Genomic DNA, 17,698 nt, shown 5'->3' with positions numbered 1-17,698 from the left:
TGCGCTGGCTCATACATTCGCGGTGTTTTTCCTTAAGGTTTGGGAAACCGGATTTTAACCGGTTTCCGCTGTTGAGGTAGCTTTAACACCCCCACGCCCCCCCGGGGGGTTCCGGGGGGGGCCCGCTGCTGTGAATGGACGGCAATGGGTGAAGCCGCCGGGCGGCGGCGGTAGCGTGAACGGGGTCAAAGGATTGTCACGGGAGCGCGGAGGAGAGGCGGTGCCGGATGGACGAGCGGCGCAACGATGACGACGACCAGCTCATGGACGAGGTCCTCGACAACGAGGACGTCGAGAACCTCGACTACGACCTGGGCGACGACGACCAGGCCGACGAAGTCCGCGAGTACGAGCGCTACATCGCCGACCCGCCCGACGATCTGATCATCCGCAATCGCGAGAACGACGACACCGGCCGCCTCGGGATCGAGGCCGAACTCGACCAGGAATGGACGCGCCGCCGCCAGCGCGAGGAGAACAGGTCCGAGGACGATCGGCCCGCCGAGGTCGCGGCCATGGAGATCGTCGACGAACCCGACGACTGACCCGCTCGATCATCCGGGGTGTCCGGGCCGCTACCCGGGAACCGATTGTTTCGCGCCGGCGCCCACCGGGTGATACCCATGAAGGGCGTTCACACCACTACCGAGGAGGGCGCTGCATGAGTACACCGCCGAACGAACCGCAGTCCGGGTCCGGCGACTTCTTGAAGAAGGAGAAGTCCGAGACCCCGGAGCAGCCCGCGACACCGCCGCCCGCGGCGCCGGAACCGTCCGCCGGGGGATACACGCCGGAGCCGTACCCGCAGGGCGCGCCGGGCCAGTATCCGCCGCCGGGGTACCCCGACCCGCAGGGCGCGCAGTATCCGCAGGGTGGTCCCCCGCCGCAGGGCGATCCGTATCCGGCGGGCGGGGTGTACAACTACCCGCCGATGGGCGGCCAGCCGCCGGGTTCTCAGCCCGGCTACCCCGCCTATCCGCAACAGGGTCAGCCCTATCCGCCCCAGGGCGGCTACCCGGCGTATCCCCAGCAGCCCGGCCAGCCCTACCAGCCGTACGGCGCCCCGCCCCCGCAGTCCGGCACCCAGATCTTCTCGATCATCGGCTTCGTCTGCGCCGCGATCGCACTCCTGTTCTGCCCCTTCGGTTTCGGTATCGCCGCGATCGTGCTCGGCGTGGTCGGCAACAGCAAGGGCGAGAAGCTCGGCAAGTGGGCCGCGATAGCCGGCGGCGTCTGCATGGTCCTGGGCCTGATCTTCGCGTTCATCGTGCTGGGCAGCGACGGGTTGGTGCCCACGGACAATTAGCGCGTCCGGTTCGAGAGTTCGACGGGCCCCCGGCGCGGTCGCACCGTGCCGGGGGCTGTCCGCGGGTGGTGGTCCGGCGTGAGAGGAGCGCTCGGACAACGGCTTCGGGAGCTACGTCGCGGTCCCGGACCGGCCGGGCGGGGTCTGTTTACGGAAGCTGGTTATCGCGGCGACCGCTTTCTCGGTATCGCGTAGATCCGGAAGCACGATATCCGCGCCCGCGGCTTCTAGTTCGGCGACGCTGTCGGGGCCGGACGCCACCGCTATCACGTGGGCTCCGCCGTGGCGGCCCGTGTGGACGTCGCGGGTCGTGTCGCCTATTACCAGGGTGTTCGTGTTGTCGAAGGGGGCAGCGAACTTTGTCGACGCCCGGCACTGGGCGACTGCGACCAGGCGGGGGCGTTCGTCGTGGTCCGAGCCGTAGCCGCCGACCTCGAAGTCCATGTAGCCGTCGAGGGCGAACGCGGACAGCTTGGTCGCCGCGTTCGCACGCGTATTGCCGGTGAGCACCGACTGGACAATGTCGGGCATCGAGTGGAGCGCCGTCAGGACCGCGCGGGCTCCGGGCAGCTCGTGGCCACGTTCACGCAGGGTGTCGATTGTCGACGCGGTCGCCGAATCGAGGATCTCCAGCATGTTCTCGCGGCGAACCTCGGACGGCTCGATTCCGTGGTCCAGCAGCATGTTTTGTATGATCACCGGCTCGGTGCGCCCATCGGTTCGGGCGCGGTGTTCCGCGCGGCGGCCGGTGAGCATCTCGAACGCCAGGCGGTAGATCTCCTTGTTCACGCCGTTGTTCTCGGTCAGCGTGTGGTCGATGTCCCACAGCACCAGCAGCGCGTCCATGGCCAGCGATTCTAGGTCGATCCGCAGCCTCCCGGACCCGTCAATTAGCCTGGTCCGGTGCCCTTCACTGGCTTCCCGCTCACCGGCCTGGACTTCTACGAAGACCTGGAGGCCGACAACTCCAAGGCCTTCTGGACCGCCAACAAGCCGGTGTGGGAGGAGTCGGTGCGGGCGCCCATGCAGGCGCTGATCGCCGAGCTCGAACCCGACTTCGGGACGGGGAAGATCTTCCGGCCGTATCGGGACGTGCGGTTCGCGCGGGACAAGACGCCCTACAAGACCAGCCAGGGGGCGGTGGTGCACGCGGCCCCGTCCAACGGGTGGTACGTGCAGATCGACGCCTCGGGGCTGTTCGTCGCGGGCGGGCAGTACGCGACCGAACCCGCGCAGCTCGCCGCGCTGCGCACCGCCATCGACGACGAGGTGCGCGGGACCGAGCTGGAAAAGCTGCTCGCACAACTGGTCTCGGCCGGGTACACGGTCGGCGGGGACACGCTCAAGACCAAGCCCAAGGGGTTCGCGATCGACCACCCGCGGATCGAGCTGCTGCGACATCGGACGCTGGTGGTCAGCCGCTCGTACGGCGCGCCGGAGTGGCTGAGCGGGCCCGAGACCGCCGCGCGGGTGCGGGCGGCGTGGGAGGAGCTGCGGCCGGTGGTCGAGTGGCTGGCGGCGGTTACCGCGCAGAAGTAGGCCGCCCGAGGTCCTTCGACCACAGTCGCCAACCAGGTGCGCGGACCACCCGGGCAGAGACACTCACCCCAAATGCTGCGCCGTGGCCGACCGGCGGAGCTTGCCCGACGACGTCTTCGGCAGCGCCCCCGGCCCGAGAATCGTCACGCTGCGCGGACGCACACCCACCTCGGAGAACACCGCGTGCACGATGTCGTGCTCGATCCGCTTGACCTCCTCTGGATTCTGGTAATCGTTGCTCTCGGCCACCACCGCGAAGCTCTCGCGTTTCTGGCCCGCGTCCAGGCGCACCGCGACCGCGTTGCCGGGCCGAACGCCCTTGACGCGCAGGGTGGCTCGTTCGATGTCGGTCGGGAAGATGTTGCGGCCGCCCATGATGATGACGTCCTTGATGCGGCCGCACACCACGACCAGGCCGGCATCGGTGAAATAGCCGATGTCGCCGGTGTCGAGCCAGCCGTCGGCGTCCACCGCCGGGACGAAACCGTTGACGGTGACGTAGCCGGAAGTCACGGCGGGGCCGCGTAACTCGATGACCCCGACGCTGCGCACCGGCAGCGGCTGCCGATCGGCGTCGACCACCCGGCCCTCGAGATTGTCGACCAGGTAACCCAGGGTCGGCAGGCGGCGCAGGTTGCCGTAGTGGTGTTCGGGCTGGCGGACCGGCACCGCCTTGCCGATCGCCTCGAGTAGATCGGCGTCGACGATGTCGAGCACCTGCCCCAGCCCCGGATCCGGAATGGACACCGCCAGTGTGGTTTCGGCCATGCCGTACACCGGGGTCAGCGCCATGGGGTTGAGCCCGAACCGTTGTCCGGCATCCGCCAGGGCGACCATGGTGTCGGCGTCCACCGGTTCCGCGCCGTTCCACATGTAGCGCACGCTGCTCAGATCGAAGGCGCCGTCCTCGGCATTGCGCAGTCTGCGGGCGAGCAGGGAGTACGCGAAATTCGGTGCGGCGGTGACGGTGCCGCGATATTTCGAGATGAGCTCGGCCCAGAGGATGGGCCGCATCAGGAAGTCCAGCGGCGTCACGCAGACGACCTCGGCGCCGAATTGCATGGGCACGCTGAGGAATCCGACCATGCCCATGTCGTGGAACAGCGGCAGCCAGCTGATCATCACGTCGTCGTCGAGTTGGAACTTCACCCGATCGAACATCGCGTAGGCGTTGACGAAGAAATTGCCGTGCGTGATCCGCACCGCCTTGGGCGAACCGGTGGACCCGGACGTCAATTGCTGCAGCGCGACGTCGTCCTCACCGGTCGGCAGCGGATCGATGGCCTCGCCGCCGCGCATCGCGTCGATGGTGACCACCGCGATGCCGCGTTCGGCGAGCAGGGGCGCGGCGGCCTCGAAGGGCGCGCCCAGAATCACCGCCCGCGCCTCGATCATGCGCAGCACGGTTTCGGTGTCGCGGGCCCAGACCTGCAGATCCGTGCGCGGGGTCGGCTGATGCAGCATCGTGATCGACGCCCCGCGCATCCACACCGCCTGGCAGGCGGGCGCGATATCGACCGGCATCCCGGCCAGCACGCCCACCGCGTCGCCCTGCCCGATGCCGGCGGCTGCGAGCCCACCGGCCATGCACCGGGCGATCGCGTGTATCTCCCCCCAGGTCCGGCGCAGTGGCGTGTCCGGCTCACCGGTCACCAACCCGTGGCCGGATGTGCGTGCTGTTGCATACATTTCGTCGGTGAAGCGGCTCATGAGCGACTCCTCAAACGCTGCCTATGTGACAACTATCCCGGCCCCCGCACCGCCCTGTCGTCCGTTTGAGGTTTTCCGCCACGCCGTGGTTCGCCCCCCGCCCGGCGCGTCAGGTCAGGGCGGCGACCGCGAGCCGGAAGCGGTCGAGATCCTCGAAGCTGACGAAGGCGTGCGGGGAGGCGCGAACCACCGCGGGCAGGGCCCGGTCGGTCATGTCGAGCAGTGTGGAGGACCGGTGGCTGACGGTGACCGTGATGGATTCGGTGGCGAGGCGGTCGCGGATGGCTATCGGATCGAGGCCATCGACGGTGAACGAGACGATTCCGGCATGCTGGGTGCCGCGATCGCGGACGCTGACCCGCGGGATCTCCGCGAGCGTCTTGCGCAGATACGCGGCGCGCTCGGCGATGGCCGCGTACACCTCCGCGGGGCCGAGTTCGAGCAGGTAGCGCACGGCCGCACCGAGGCCGAGCCGGGCCGCGACATCGCATTCCCAGAATTCGAACCGCGTGGCGCCGGCGGCGAGGGTGTACTCGTCCGGTCCGGTCCAGGCGGCGCTGTGCAGATCGAGACGCTCGGGTTCCATGGTGGCGGCCAGTTCGGGGCGCACGTACAGGAAGCCGGTGCCGCGCGGCCCGCGTAGCCACTTGCGCCCGGTCGCCGACAGCGCGTCCACGTCCAGTTCGGCCACGTCCAGGGGCAGCTGCCCGGCGGATTGGCAGGCGTCCAGCAGGACCAGCGCACCGGCCCGGCGCGCGATGCGGGCCGCCTCGGCCACCGGGTTCACCAGCCCGCCGTTGGTCGGAACATGAACCAGCGAGACCAGTTTCACGCGTTCGTCGATCATGGACGCCAGGGCGTCGAGATCGAGTTGCCCGCTGCTGTCGCTGGGGACCGCCTCCACGCTCGCGCCGCTGCGCCGCGCGCGCTGCAGGGCGGCGATGGCGTTGCTGGCGTAGTCCGCCCCCGAGATGAGGATGCGATCGCCCGCCCGCAGCGGCACCGAGTAGAAGAAGTCGGTCCAGGATCGGCTGGCGCTGTCGCTCAGCGCGATGTTCGCGGGATCGGCGTTGATCAGCGTGCCGATGGCGGTCTTCACCGCGGCCAGGTCGCCGAGGCGCTCGTTGGCCGCGCGATAGCCGCCGATCTCGGCTTCCCGCCGCAGATGGTCGATCGCGGTGTCCACCACGATCCGCGGCGGCAGCGAGGAACCGGCGCTGTCGAGAAAAACCTGGCCTTCGCAACCCGGGGTATCGGCCCGCAAGCGGGAGATGTTCACCATGGAATCGACCATATCGGTTGGTGTGTTCTCCCTTTCGTCAGATTTCTTGTCGGATTGGGTCGCTACTCTGGTTGGGGTCGCCCTGCGTCCGGGCGACGGCTGTTCGGGTGAGTGGAGGTTGGTATGGCGATCACGACGTCCCCTACCGGTTTGCCACGAGTTGCCGGGCCACCGGTCCCGGCCGCCGCGGCGCACAACGGCCGCGCCGCGCAGGGGCCCGGGAGCGAGTTCTCCTCCAGGGCCGCGGCGGAGGCGTACATCGGCAAGGTCTGTTTCAAGCAGGGGCCACCCGCGCTGATCGGCGCCGAACTCGAGTGGCTCACCGCGATCGGTGAGTGTTCGCCGTCCGCCCCGCGTCCGGAGTTGACCGTGCTCGCCGACGCACTCGGGCCCCATGCGCCACAGTCGATTTCCCCCGCGTCACCGGAGCTTCCGCTACCGGGCGGAAGCCGGGTCACCGTAGAACCCGGCGGTCAGATAGAACTCTCCAGCGCCCCGTTCGGCACCGCCGCCGAACTGAGTGAGCGCCTGCGGGCCGATTCGGCCCGCCTCCGGGAACTCCTGAATTCCCGCGACATCCACCCCTTCGCCCTCGCGGCCGACGCACACCGCGCGCCCGAACGGCTGCTCCAGCTCCCGCGCTACTGCGCGATGGAGAAGAATTTCGCCGGCATCGGCCCGTTCGGCGCGCTGATGATGTGCAACACCGCCGCCGCCCAGGTCAGCGTGGACGCCGGCACCGACGCGGCCGAGATCTCCGCGCGCTGGACGGCCCTGTACGCCATGGGCCCGGCCCTGCTGGCCGCTTTCGCCTGCTCACCGGCCCTGCACGGCGCGCCACCCGGCGAGTGGGCGTCCCAGCGCATGCGAGCCTGGCTCCGCCTGGACCACCAGCGCACCCGTCCGCCGGTGCACCACTGGCCCGACCCGATCACCGGCTACGCGCGCTGGGCCCTGGACGTCCCGCTGCTGTGCGTACGCCCGGCGCCCGCGCCGCACCACCCGAGGCGCGCCGCGAGCAACGGACAGGGGGCTTCGGCCGCCGGGAACACCGCGGATTGGTCGGCCCCGCCCGGGGCGACCTTCGCCGACTGGTTGTGCGGGGCGTTGGACGAGGAGATCGGCCGCCGTCCCGGCCGATCCGACCTCGACTACCACCTGACCACCCTGTTCCCGCTGGTCCGGGCCTCGGGCCACCTCGAGGTCCGCTACCTCGACGCCCAGCCCGGCGACACCTGGACCACCCCGGTCCACGTCTTCGACGCCCTGCTGAGCAGCCCGGCCGCGGTCGCGGAGGCCACCGGCCTGACCGCCCCGACCGCCGACCTCTGGTCCGAGGCCGCCCGGCACGGTCTCGCCGATCCCGAGATCCGTGACGCGGCCGTAGCCCTGCTCGAACTGGCGGCGGCGCACGCCCCGACTCCAGCGGCCGCGGGGGAATTGGCCGCTGCCGCCGCTCGGTGCGCCACCGGCGCCGGTCCCGCGGAAGGGCACGGAACCGAGGGCGGGAGATGAGCGCCGGAGGCCGTCGGACGCGAGTCACCGCGCGGGGCAACCCCCGGCACGGAACGAGCCCGCGGGTACGGCCGATCGCGTCCGCCGCCGAGCCACGGCCACCGGGCACGCCGCGGATCACCACTTTCCTCGAATTCGGAGTTCTGTCATGAGTATTCAGCTGCCGGGGTCGGACCGGTCGGAGACCGAGCGGCTGCGGGGGCGCATCGCCGAGACCCTCGAACGGGCGCGGGCCCGGACGGTGGGGCTGGTCGAATGCGTCGATGAAGCGGAGCTGGTGGCGCAGCACTCGCGGATCATGAGCCCGCTCGTCTGGGACCTGGCGCACATCGGCAATCAGGAGGAACTCTGGCTGGTGCGCGATGTCGGTGGGCGCGAGGCGGTTCGGGCCGATATCGACGAGCTGTACGACGCGTTCAAGCACGCGCGGGCCAACCGCCCGGCGCTGCCGCTGCTGAATCCGCGCGAGGCGCGCGACTACGTGGGCACGGTGCGCGACAAGGTGTGGGATGTGCTGGAGCGCAGCCCCCTTCGCGGTGACGCGCTGGTGTCGGACGGTTTCGCCTTCGGCATGATCGCCCAGCACGAACAGCAGCACGACGAGACCATGCTGGCCACCCATCAGCTGCGGACGGGTGAGCGGGTGCTGACCGCGCCCGCCCCGCCGGGGGTGAGCGTGCCCGCCGGCGGTGAAGTCGTCGTTCCCGCAGGGGAATTCGTCATGGGTACCGACGACGATCCGTGGGCGCTGGACAACGAGCGGCCCGCGCACCCGGTCCACGTGCCCGGCTACGCCATCGACATCGCGCCGGTCACCAATGCCCGCTACCTGGAATTCATGGCGGACGGCGGCTACGACCGCCCCGAACTCTGGTCCGAGGCGGGCTGGGCACATCGCATCGACGCCGGGCTGACGTCGCCGCAGTTCTGGGAGCGCGACGGCGGCGGCCATTGGTGGCGGCGGGTTTTCGGGGAGATGCGACCGCTGCGGCCGCATCAGCCGGTCGTGCACGTGTGCTTCTTCGAGGCCGAGGCGTACGCCACCTGGGCGGGCAAGCGCCTGCCCACCGAGGCCGAATGGGAGAAGGCCGCGCGCTTCGATCCGGCCACCGGTCGCTCGCGCCGATACCCCTGGGGCGAAGCCGATCCCGGCGAGCACACCGCGAATCTCGGTCAGCGCCACCTGGAACCGGCGGACGCGGGCGCGTATCCGGCCGGCGTCTCCCCGCTCGGGGTGCACCAGCTGATCGGCGACGTGTGGGAGTGGACGTCCTCCGGATTCACCCCCTACCCCGGCTTCCGCGCCTTCCCCTACCGCGAGTACTCCGAGGTCTTCTTCGGCGGTGACTACCGGGTCCTGCGCGGCGGCTCCTTCGGCGCCGACCAGGTGGCGGCCCGCGGCACCTTCCGCAACTGGGACCACCCGATCCGCCGCCAGATCTTCTCCGGCTTCCGGCTGGCCCGCGACCTCACGCCCGAGGACGGCTGATGTGCCGTCACCTCGCCTACCTGGGCCCCCCGGTTCCGGTGGGGGACTTGATCACTCGCGGACCGCACTCGTTGCGCACGCAGTCGTGGGCGCCCCGCGAGATGCGGGGCGGGGGCACCATCAACGCGGACGGATTCGGGGTCGCGTGGTGGACGCCGGTGCGGCCGGCGCCGCCGAACCCGGGGGCCGGCGTTGCCTGGCACGGCGGGATGTCGCCGGGGACCGGTGCAACGGACGCGGCGGGCGGCCGTAGTCCGGAGTCCGAGGTGCGCGCCGACGGGGACTCGCTCAGGGTCACGCGCTACCGCAACGCAGCACCCATCTGGAGCGACCCGGCGGTGGATGAGGTGCTGCCGCAACTGTTCTCGGGCGCGGTGGTGGCGGCCGTGCGGTCGGCGACCGCGGGGCTGCCGGTAGAGCGGGCCGCGTGCGCGCCGTTCACGCACGGGCGGTGGGCCTTCAGTCACAACGGCGCCGTCCCGGATTGGCGGCGAGCGCTGACCGCCGTGGCTGCCGAGTTCGGGGTGACCGGGCTGCTGGAGGCCGAGGCGCTGACCGATTCGGCCGTGCTGTGGGTGATTCTGCGCGCGCTGCTCGCGGACACCGACCCGGACACCGCACTGCGGCAGCTGGTTCGGGCCGTGCTGCGGGAATCTCCGGACGCGCGACTGAATCTGCTGCTCTGCGACGGGGAAACGGCGTGGGCGACCACGCGGTACCACTCGCTGGCCGTACTGGCCGACGGGGATGTCGCGGTGCTGGCTTCCGAGCCCTACGACGACGATCCGCGCTGGCAGCCGATCGCGGACGGGCAACTGGTGGTGGCGCGCCCGGGGCGATGCACCGTGACGCCACTCGATATCGAGATCGAAAGGGCACCTTCATGAGCGCTGCGACGCTGGAGATCCATCTCACCGACGACGACCTGACCGCGGCACTGCGGTCCGACGTTCGGCAGGGGCTGACCGCGAGCCCGAAGTGGCTGCCGCCCAAGTGGTTCTACGACGCGCGCGGCAGCGAGCTGTTCGAGCGCATCACCGAACTGCCGGAGTACTACCCCACGCGCACCGAGCGCGCCCTGCTCGAGCGGGTGGTCGGCGAGATCGCCGCCATCGCCCAGGCCGAGGTGCTGGTCGAACTGGGCGCGGGCTCGGCCGCCAAGACCCGGCTGCTGCTGGACGCGCTCACCACCGGCGGCCCGCTCAAAACCTATGTTCCCCAGGATGTCTCGGTGTCCGCGCTGCGGGCCTCCGCCGACGAGGTCGCCGCCGAGTTCCCGGAACTGGCCGTGCACGGGGTGGTCAGCGATTTCACCGCCACGCTGGAGAACCTGCCGCGCGGCGGCCGGCGCATGATCGCGTTCCTGGGCGGCACCATCGGCAACCTGGTCCCGAATGAGCGGGCGCGGTTCCTGTCCGGCGTGCACGATGTGCTCGAACCGGGCGAGCGGCTGCTGCTGGGCGCGGGTCTGGTCATCGATCCGGCGGTGCTCGTGCCCGCGTACGACGATGCCGCCGGTGTCACCGCCGAGTTCAATCGCAATGTGCTGCATGTGCTCAACTCCCGCCTGGGCGCGAACTTCGCACCCGAGAAATTCGCTCATGTCGCTCTGTGGGACGCGGCGAACGAGTGGATCGAGATGCGGCTCGAGGCGACCGAGGCCATGACGGTCACCGTCGCCGATCTGGATCTGACGGTCGATTTCGCCGCCGGTGAGCACCTGCGCACCGAGATCTCCGCCAAGTTCCGTCCCGACGTCCTCGAGAAGGAGCTGGCCGCAGCGGGTTTCGGCACCGAGCGGGTGTGGACGGATCCGCAGGATCGGTTCGCGCTCGTCCTCGCCGAACGTCACTAGAAAACCGGCAAATCCGTCACTGAGGGTGTGGCGCGCGCCCTACGATCGAAGGCAGTGAAGCCGTGGGAGATTTTCGGCCTCTGCCTCGGAGTGGCCGCGTTCTGCACCGCCCTGCCGTTGTTGCTCGGCTGGAGCCGCGATCGGCTCTGGCTTGTCGGCGGCCTGCTCCTGCTGACCGGCGCGCTCGCTCTGCTGGTGCTCCCGCTCCCGCATCCGGCCGGATACGTGGACTGCGGGTCGATCGTGCATCCCCGCAACGCCTGGACGGGCCCGGAGATCTGTTCGGACGGCTCGGACTGCACCGCACCGGATTTCGGGCCGCAGTGTGCGCAGAATCGTACCGAGCGGATTCACTCCGCCGCACTCATCGCGGTGGGAGCGCTCGGGGTGACGGTGCTGTGCGGGCGGCGCGTGTTGCGCGAGTGGCGGCAGTCGCCGGACCCGGTTGATTGAGGTCGGAAGCGCCGAACGCGAACGTGCCCCCGTCGGTCCCGAGGGAATCCGAACGGGGGCACGCTAACTCGCCAGCTCAGTGCAACCGATTCTGGGCGTCGACCAGACCGACCCGGAGCAGTGTCTCCACCGCGTCCGCGGCCTGCTCCACGATCACCGGAACCTCTTTGCGCTCCGCGGCGGAAAAGGGTTTCAGCACATAGTCCGCCGGATCCTGGCGGCCCGGGGGCCGGCCGATTCCGAAACGAACCCGCAGATAGTCCTTGGTGGTCAGCGCCTGCGACATCGAGCGCAGGCCGTTGTGACCGCCTTCGCCGCCACCCTGTTTGAGCCGGATCACGCCGAAGGGCAGATCCAGTTCGTCGTGGACGGCGATGACCTCGGTGGCGGGCACCGAGAAGAATTTGGCCAGCGCGGCGACGGGCCGCCCGGACAGATTCATATAGCTGCGCGGTTTGGCGATCAATACCTTGCGCCCGTCCAGACGGGCTTCCAGTAGATCGGCACCGGACTTCTTGTGCACGGTGAAACGGCCGCCCACGCGCTCCGCGAGCACATCGGCGACCATGAAACCGACATTGTGCCGGGTGCGCTCGTACTCGGTTCCGGGGTTACCCAGTCCGACCACGAGCGCGGGCCCGGCGTATGCCTCGGTCATCGAAAACCGTTGCGCGGGGCCGAATTACTCGGCGTCGTCGGCAGCGGCCTCGTCGGCGGCGGCAGCGGCAGCCTCTTCGGTCTCCTGCGCGGAGGCCGGGGCGGCGATGATGTTGACGATCAGGGCCTCCGGGTCACCGGCCAAGGTGACGCCCTCGGGCAGCTCGATGGAGCCGGCCAGGATCTGGGTGCCGGCCTCGATGCCCTCGATGGAGACCTCGATGGACTCCGGCAGCTTCAAGGCGTCGGCCTCGATGGACAGCACGGTGGCGTCCTGGGTGACCAGGGTGGCGGCGGCGGCCTCGCCGACCAGGGCGACGTGCACATCGGCGGTGACGCGCTCGCCACGACGGATGATCAGCAGGTCGGCGTGCTCGATGTAGCGGCGGATCGGGTGCACGACCACGGACTTGGTCATCGCCAGCTGCTTCTTGCCGCCGATGTTCAGGTTCAGGATGGCGTTGGTGCCGTGCTCGCGCAGGATGGCGGCGAATTCACGGGAGTTCACCGAGAGGTGCTGCGGCTCCTCGTTGTGGCCGTAGAGCACGGCGGGCACGTTGCCGTCGCGGCGGGTGCGGCGCGCGGCACCCTTGCCGAACTCGGTGCGTACGGTGGCTTCGAGAAGGTTGGCGTCGGACATGACTGTCTACTCCTACGGCTCGTCCGGGCTGATGTCAGCGTGCTGGCCAGGGGATCTTGCCGCCCTGGCGCGAATTAGTGGTCTGCTCGTCGGGCGAAGACCAACATGGACGGCCGAATAAGCCGAGCCGCGTCGATCACGGTGGACATTTGGGGGTGTCGCACCCTCGCCGAGACAACCCGAAGACTCTAACACGCGGCCCGAACCGCTTTACACCGCCCCTACCTCGAGCTATGCGGCGTCGGCGTGTTCGGCGAAAGTGGCCGCGTAGCAATCCACATAGGGACGGCCCGAGCGGCGCACCAGGTCGGCCATCAGCTCGTCGGTCGCGCGGCGCACGCCGTGCCGGTCGGCCGGGACGAAGTGGCGCGGGCGGCCGATGGAGATACGCACCTGCGCGGGACGCAGGAAGCGCCGGTCACGCGGATTCACCCTATCGGTCCCGGACAGCACGACCGGAATCACCGGCGCCCCGGTTTCCATCGCCACCCGGATGACGCCGGTGCGGCCGCGATAGATCCGGCCGTCCGGGGATCGGGTGCCCTCGGGATGAATGCCCCAGATGCCGCCCGACCGCAGGATCCCCACCGCCGCGCTCAGCGAATCCCCGCCCGCCGCGCCGCCGGACCGGTCCACCGGCACCTGCCCCGTCGCGTTCATGACCCACCTGTTCACCCGGCCGCGCCAGCCGCCGGTGGTGAAGTACTCCTGTTTGGCGATGAAGGTGATCCGCCGGGGCAGGATCAGCGCCAGGTACAGCGAATCGACCACGGCCAGGTGGTTGGCCGCGATGATCACCGGGCCGTCGGCCGGAATGTGGTGCAGCCCCTCGACTTTCGGGCGCCCCATGATGCGGAGCACCGGACCCACCAGCACGTGCTTCAACAGCCAGTACCACATGTCTACCTCCCCGGAAAGTTCGTGTAGACACTGTCTACACGATGGGGTAGACAGTGTCTACAGCGAAACGCGCCGCACCGCCGGCCGCGGCGAAACACCCGTATAGGCCCCTGCGCGAACACGTTCGGCGACACGGGAGGATGAGGGCATGAGTGTGGTCGAGCCGCTACGGGAACGACTGGTGAGCACCGGGGTCCGGATGCTGGAGGAAACCGGCGCCGCCCAACTGGGATTGCGCGCCATCGCCCGCGAAGCCGGGGTATCCCACGGCGCGCCACGCCGCTGGTTCCCCACCCACAACGCGCTGCTGGCCGCCATCGCGGCGCACGGCTACGCCGATCTCGGCGCGAGACTCGCTGCGGTACAGGGTGAGTCGGCCCGCGCGCGCGTCGAGGCCTCCGGACTCGAATACGTGGGATTCGCCGCCGGCCACCCGGAGATGTTCGCGCTCATGTTCCGCCACGATCTCCTCGAGGGCGCGGGCGGCAATCTCCGGGTCACCGTGACCCTCCCGATGTTCCACCGCTGGCGCGACCTGGTCGGCGAATCCGCGCCCGGCCGCACCCGATCGGACACCAACGAACTCGCGTTGAGCCTGTGGACCCACTTCCACGGCATCGCCACCGTCGTGGCCACCCGCAGCCTCGAGGCGGTCGCGCCGGGCACGGACCCGTCCCACCTGGTCGCGCAGGCCGTGGCCAGGCATCTGGGCACTGCCTGATCGACGGCCGCCGGACGCCCGACCGGGGAACCGGCTGGTGGGGGCCGGGACCTCGTCGCGTACCCTGGTTCGGTTGCCGTCTGCGAAGGAGTTTCCCGTGAGTTCCCCGACTGCCAGCGCGACCACCCCCAATTCGGGGCGAGTGGCCGACGAGGTGGCCCGGCGGCGCACCTTCGCGGTGATCTCCCATCCCGACGCGGGTAAGTCCACGCTCACCGAGGCGCTGGCGCTGCACGCGAAGGTGATCTCCGAGGCCGGCGCCATCCACGGCAAGGCGGGTCGCAAGTCGACCGTCTCGGACTGGATGGAAATGGAGAAGGCGCGCGGCATCTCGGTCAGCTCCACCGCGCTGCAGTTCGAATACGGCGACTGCGTCATCAATCTCGTCGACACCCCCGGCCACTCCGACTTCTCCGAGGACACCTACCGGGTGCTCACCGCGGTCGACGCCGCGGTCATGCTCATCGACGCCGCCAAGGGCCTGGAACCGCAGACGCTCAAGCTCTTTCAGGTCGCGCGCGATCGCGGCATCCCGGTCATCACCGTCATCAACAAGTGGGACCGGCCGGGCCAGGCGCCGCTGGAACTGCTCGACGAGATCACCGAGCGCATCGGGCTGACCCCGACCCCGCTGTTCCTGCCCGTCGGCATCGCGGGCGACTTCCGCGGCCTGCTGCGCCGCGGCGCGGAGGGCGCGCCGACCGAGTACATCCACTTCACCCGCACCGCGGGCGGCGCGACCATCGCGCCCGAGGAGAGCTACACCCCCGCCCAGGCCGCCGAGCGCGAAGGCGACGTGTGGGAGACCGCCGTCGAGGAGAGCGAGCTGCTCTCCGCCGCCGGGCAGGACCACGACCAGGAGCTCTTCCTGGCCGGGCACACCTCACCGGTCATCTACGGCTCGGCCATGCTGAATTTCGGCGTGCGCCAGATTCTCGACACGCTCATCGAGCTCGCGCCCGCGCCCGCCGCGCGCGTCGACATCAAGGGCGATCCGCGCAACATCACCGACCCGTTCAGCGCCGTCATCTTCAAGGTGCAGGCCGGAATGGACACCGCGCACCGCGACCGGCTCGCCTTCATGCGCATCGTCTCCGGCGAGTTCGAGCGCGGCATGGTCGTGACGCACGCCCAGACCGGACGGCCCTTCGCCACCAAGTACGCGCTCACCGTGTTCGGCCGCGAGCGCACCACCGTCGACACCGCCTACCCGGGCGACGTGGTCGGCCTGGTCAACGCGACCGCCCTCGCGCCCGGGCACACCCTGTTCGTGGACAAGAAGGTGGAGTTCCCGCCGATCCCGTCCTTCGCGCCCGAGCACTTCGCCACCCTGCGCGCCCAGAGCGCGGGCAAGTACAAGCAGTTCCGCAAGGCCATCGACCAGCTCGACTCCGAGGGCGTGGTGCAGGTGCTGCGCAACGACATGCGCGGCGACGCCTCCCCCGTGCTCGCGGCGGTCGGCCCCATGCAGTTCGAGGTCGTCACGGCCCGCATGAAGAGCGAGTTCAGCGTCGAGACCCAGCTCGACAACCTGCCCTACTCGCTGGCCCGCCGCACCGACGCCGAGTCGGCCGAGGAACTCGACCGCCAGCGCGGGGTCGAGGTGTTCACCCGCACCGACGGCGCGATCCTGGCGCTGTTCAGCGACAAGTGGCGGCTGCAGTACATCGTGAAGGAGTTCCCGAAGCTCACCCTCGAGCACCTGGTCGCGGGTACGGATTGAGTCGCGGGGGCTATGCCCCCACACCCCCTGAAGTGGGAAGATTCCGGGGGCCATGCCCCCGGACCCCCGAATCGGGACGGGCCCGAGACTTCTCGCTCCGGCCCACCGCGGGGAAGGGTTCCCACCCCCGGAACCATACGTCTCGAGATGTGGGGCGAAGGCCCCCGTCAGCCCATGGTGCCCGTGGATTCGGGGTCGGTGCGCGGGGCATCTGCCGGGTCGCGGGCGATCAGGCCCCAGCGGCTCGACGTGAGGCGGAGGCTCGGGAGGTCCGAGAGGGACAGGACCACCTCGTAGGTGCGCTCGTAGCCGGTGTGGGCTATCCGCCATTTGCCGTCGTCGCATTTGACGTACTGGTCGGAGTAGAAGGCGGCGCCGCGCAGCAGCATGTTGTGGCCGGGGATCAGGACCGTGTCGGCCAGGTACCAGGTGCCGACGGCCTTGTCCCCGGTGACATCGATTTCCGGGTGGTCGCAGCGGTGTTCGGTGATCACGTGCGGGCCCAGGGTGTTGCGCATGAAAGCCAGGAAGGCGTCGCGCGATTCGAACTGGAGGTACTCGCTGTAGGTCGCGGTCGCCTCCGGAATCATGGTGTCGGCGAACTCCTCCCACGATTTCGTGTCCAGGGCACGCAGATACCGGAACTTCAGCCGGCTGATCGCGGCAACCGCATCGGAATCCATGCCTCCCACAATCCCATCAGGAATGCGGGATACCGCGCGATTTAGCGCAGATTTGTACCGTATCGCTATCAGACGGGCGCACCCGCGCCCCGGAAACCACCGGGACGCGGGACACGCTCAGCTGTTGATCGTGAAGCAGGTGGTGCAGAAGTCCTCGCCGAACTCGGTGAGGCGCAGACTCTTTCGCACGATCTTGGGCACCCGGCCCGCCTTCTTCAGCGCGGTCTCCACCACCGGCTGCACCTCCAGCACCATGTAGCGCGAGAGCAACACCGGATCGTCGGAGGTCGCGGTGAGCCCGAGCCGGTTGAGGTTGATCAGGTAGTGCCGGGCGCGATCGGGATAGCGCACGCCCGCCTGCTCCGGCACCGAGGTCAGATCGCCCTGGACCAGCTCCGAGCCGATGCCCAGCGGGCGGTTCGTGCGCACGTCGACCGAGGGCTGCGGGCCGTTGAGCGCCATGAAACGCAGGATGCGCGCCTCGTCCGGCGCGAGCTGATCGAGGATGCGGTCGTAGGCCGGGTGCACGTCCTCGGTGAAGTACACGTCGGCCGAGCGCGCGAGCAGCGCGTCGCCGCGACGGCGCAGGTCCGCGCCCGAGGCCGACCGCACCAGGCCGTTGGTCCCGTTCAGCGCGGGCTGGGGATGGCTCGGCCCGCCGACCGGGGTCGGCACGTAGCTGACGATCTCGCGTACCGAGCCCTCGGTGACCCCGAGCGCGCTTCTGGCGATCGAGCGCAGCGCCGCCCCCGTGCGCTCGGCGATATCGGCCGACGAATCGCCGTCCAGCGCCGCCTGGGTCAGTTGTTTGGTGATCTCGACACTGGTGCCGACCGCCCACTCGGTGCCGCGCACGGCGGTGCCGACCGCGAGCCCGGCGGCCCGGAAAGCACCCCGGATGAGGCGCGCCTCATTGCTGATCTGCCGCTGCTCCACGTCCGAGCTGCGTTCCACGGCGCGCGAACCCGGGCGGACCACGTCCTGCCCGGTCCTATCGTCTGCCACGTCCATCTCCGAATATCGCCAGGTGAACTAACCGTCCACAGATTATTGCCGCCGCTCGACCCCCGAGCACGCCGAACCGGACAAAGCCACCCGAAGGCTACCCGGTTCGAGCACGGCCACACGCGCTGAGCATGACCCCTGACACCCCCGTACCGCTGAGGATATGGATGTGGCTCCCGCCATTGTTGTGCCCACGCCGAAGTACCGGGACATCGGGGCA

18 protein-coding genes are annotated in these 17,698 nt (G+C 69.7%); 10 read left to right on the top strand and 8 right to left on the bottom strand.

The genetic code is table 11. From position 1 onward, the window contains the following. The first annotated feature begins 227 nt into the window (after window positions 1-227). Both ACWIGI_RS40370 and ACWIGI_RS40365 read left to right on the top strand, forming a co-directional pair. Entirely contained in the window at window positions 228-545 is a 318-nt protein-coding gene (locus tag ACWIGI_RS40370) for a hypothetical protein (protein ID WP_454208966.1), read from the top strand. 116 nt (window positions 546-661) lie between these two features. Continuing rightward, complete coding sequence (locus ACWIGI_RS40365) at window positions 662-1,306, top strand: hypothetical protein (protein WP_454208965.1); 645 nt, start codon at window positions 662-664, stop codon at window positions 1,304-1,306. A gap of 111 nt (window positions 1,307-1,417) precedes the next feature. Here the strand turns inward: ACWIGI_RS40365 and ACWIGI_RS40360 are convergent, their stop codons facing one another. Further along, a complete protein-coding gene (locus ACWIGI_RS40360; RefSeq protein WP_454208964.1) occupies window positions 1,418-2,152 on the bottom strand; it encodes an HAD family hydrolase in 735 nt (244 codons plus the stop codon). Between the two features lie 57 nt (window positions 2,153-2,209). Between ACWIGI_RS40360 and ACWIGI_RS40355 the strand changes: the two genes are divergently transcribed. After that, a complete protein-coding gene (locus ACWIGI_RS40355; RefSeq protein WP_454208962.1) occupies window positions 2,210-2,845 on the top strand; it encodes a DUF2461 domain-containing protein in 636 nt (211 codons plus the stop codon). A gap of 63 nt (window positions 2,846-2,908) precedes the next feature. On the opposite strand, the gene ACWIGI_RS40350 is transcribed toward ACWIGI_RS40355, so the two are convergent. Next, window positions 2,909-4,555 carry a fatty acyl-AMP ligase gene (locus tag ACWIGI_RS40350; protein ID WP_454208960.1) on the bottom strand — a complete coding sequence of 549 codons (1,647 nt, stop codon included), beginning with the start codon at window positions 4,553-4,555 and terminating at the stop codon, window positions 2,909-2,911. Window positions 4,556-4,664: 109 nt separating this feature from the next. Then, a complete protein-coding gene (locus ACWIGI_RS40345; protein WP_454208958.1) occupies window positions 4,665-5,837 on the bottom strand; it encodes an aminotransferase class V-fold PLP-dependent enzyme in 1,173 nt (390 codons plus the stop codon). A gap of 123 nt (window positions 5,838-5,960) precedes the next feature. Between ACWIGI_RS40345 and egtA the strand changes: the two genes are divergently transcribed. The 5 genes from egtA to ACWIGI_RS40320 all read left to right on the top strand — a co-directional run bounded on the left by egtA (window position 5,961) and on the right by ACWIGI_RS40320 (window position 11,149). Then, on the top strand, window positions 5,961-7,352 hold the full coding sequence (gene egtA, locus ACWIGI_RS40340) for an ergothioneine biosynthesis glutamate--cysteine ligase EgtA (RefSeq protein WP_454208957.1): 1,392 nt from the start codon (window positions 5,961-5,963) through the stop codon (window positions 7,350-7,352). Between the two features lie 148 nt (window positions 7,353-7,500). Next, the gene (gene egtB, locus ACWIGI_RS40335; protein ID WP_454208955.1) at window positions 7,501-8,841 is read left to right on the top strand and encodes an ergothioneine biosynthesis protein EgtB; all 1,341 of its coding nucleotides are present in this window, start codon (window positions 7,501-7,503) and stop codon (window positions 8,839-8,841) included. Next, entirely contained in the window at window positions 8,841-9,728 is an 888-nt protein-coding gene (locus tag ACWIGI_RS40330; protein WP_454208953.1) for an ergothioneine biosynthesis protein EgtC, read from the top strand. The genes egtB and ACWIGI_RS40330 overlap by 1 nt, the downstream gene beginning before the upstream one ends. Further along, entirely contained in the window at window positions 9,725-10,696 is a 972-nt protein-coding gene (gene egtD, locus ACWIGI_RS40325) for an L-histidine N(alpha)-methyltransferase (RefSeq protein WP_454208952.1), read from the top strand. Before ACWIGI_RS40330 ends, egtD begins: the two co-directional genes overlap by 4 nt. Before the next feature lie 54 nt (window positions 10,697-10,750). Next, window positions 10,751-11,149, top strand: coding sequence for a hypothetical protein (locus ACWIGI_RS40320; RefSeq protein WP_454208950.1), 399 nt, complete (start codon window positions 10,751-10,753; stop codon window positions 11,147-11,149). Window positions 11,150-11,225: 76 nt separating this feature from the next. Here the strand turns inward: ACWIGI_RS40320 and pth are convergent, their stop codons facing one another. From pth to ACWIGI_RS40305, 3 genes are all read right to left on the bottom strand, one after another. Beyond that, the gene (gene pth, locus ACWIGI_RS40315; RefSeq protein WP_454208948.1) at window positions 11,226-11,807 is read right to left on the bottom strand and encodes an aminoacyl-tRNA hydrolase; all 582 of its coding nucleotides are present in this window, start codon (window positions 11,805-11,807) and stop codon (window positions 11,226-11,228) included. A gap of 24 nt (window positions 11,808-11,831) precedes the next feature. Next, window positions 11,832-12,446: a 50S ribosomal protein L25/general stress protein Ctc gene (locus ACWIGI_RS40310; RefSeq protein ID WP_454208946.1), complete on the bottom strand. Its 615-nt coding sequence runs from the start codon at window positions 12,444-12,446 to the stop codon at window positions 11,832-11,834. Window positions 12,447-12,677: 231 nt separating this feature from the next. Continuing rightward, a complete protein-coding gene (locus tag ACWIGI_RS40305) occupies window positions 12,678-13,346 on the bottom strand; it encodes a lysophospholipid acyltransferase family protein (protein WP_454208944.1) in 669 nt (222 codons plus the stop codon). A gap of 148 nt (window positions 13,347-13,494) precedes the next feature. Between ACWIGI_RS40305 and ACWIGI_RS40300 the strand changes: the two genes are divergently transcribed. Together ACWIGI_RS40300 and ACWIGI_RS40295 are read left to right on the top strand one after the other, a co-directional pair. After that, window positions 13,495-14,067 (top strand): TetR/AcrR family transcriptional regulator, encoded by a 573-nt coding sequence (locus ACWIGI_RS40300; protein WP_454208942.1) that lies wholly within the window; start codon window positions 13,495-13,497, stop codon window positions 14,065-14,067. Between the two features lie 97 nt (window positions 14,068-14,164). Further along, a complete protein-coding gene (locus ACWIGI_RS40295; RefSeq protein ID WP_454208940.1) occupies window positions 14,165-15,790 on the top strand; it encodes a peptide chain release factor 3 in 1,626 nt (541 codons plus the stop codon). 167 nt (window positions 15,791-15,957) lie between these two features. Here ACWIGI_RS40295 and ACWIGI_RS40290 read toward each other — a convergent pair whose 3' ends face one another. Then, window positions 15,958-16,473 carry a nuclear transport factor 2 family protein gene (locus ACWIGI_RS40290; protein ID WP_454208938.1) on the bottom strand — a complete coding sequence of 172 codons (516 nt, stop codon included), beginning with the start codon at window positions 16,471-16,473 and terminating at the stop codon, window positions 15,958-15,960. 117 nt (window positions 16,474-16,590) lie between these two features. Next, entirely contained in the window at window positions 16,591-17,484 is an 894-nt protein-coding gene (locus ACWIGI_RS40285) for an Abi-alpha family protein (protein WP_454208936.1), read from the bottom strand. Window positions 17,485-17,698 lie beyond the last annotated feature (214 nt).

It is taken from the genome of Nocardia sp. NPDC055321, from assembly GCF_053645575.1.
The sequence above is the reverse complement of the archived record's forward strand: the minus strand, read 5'-3'. Positions and strand labels throughout refer to the sequence as shown.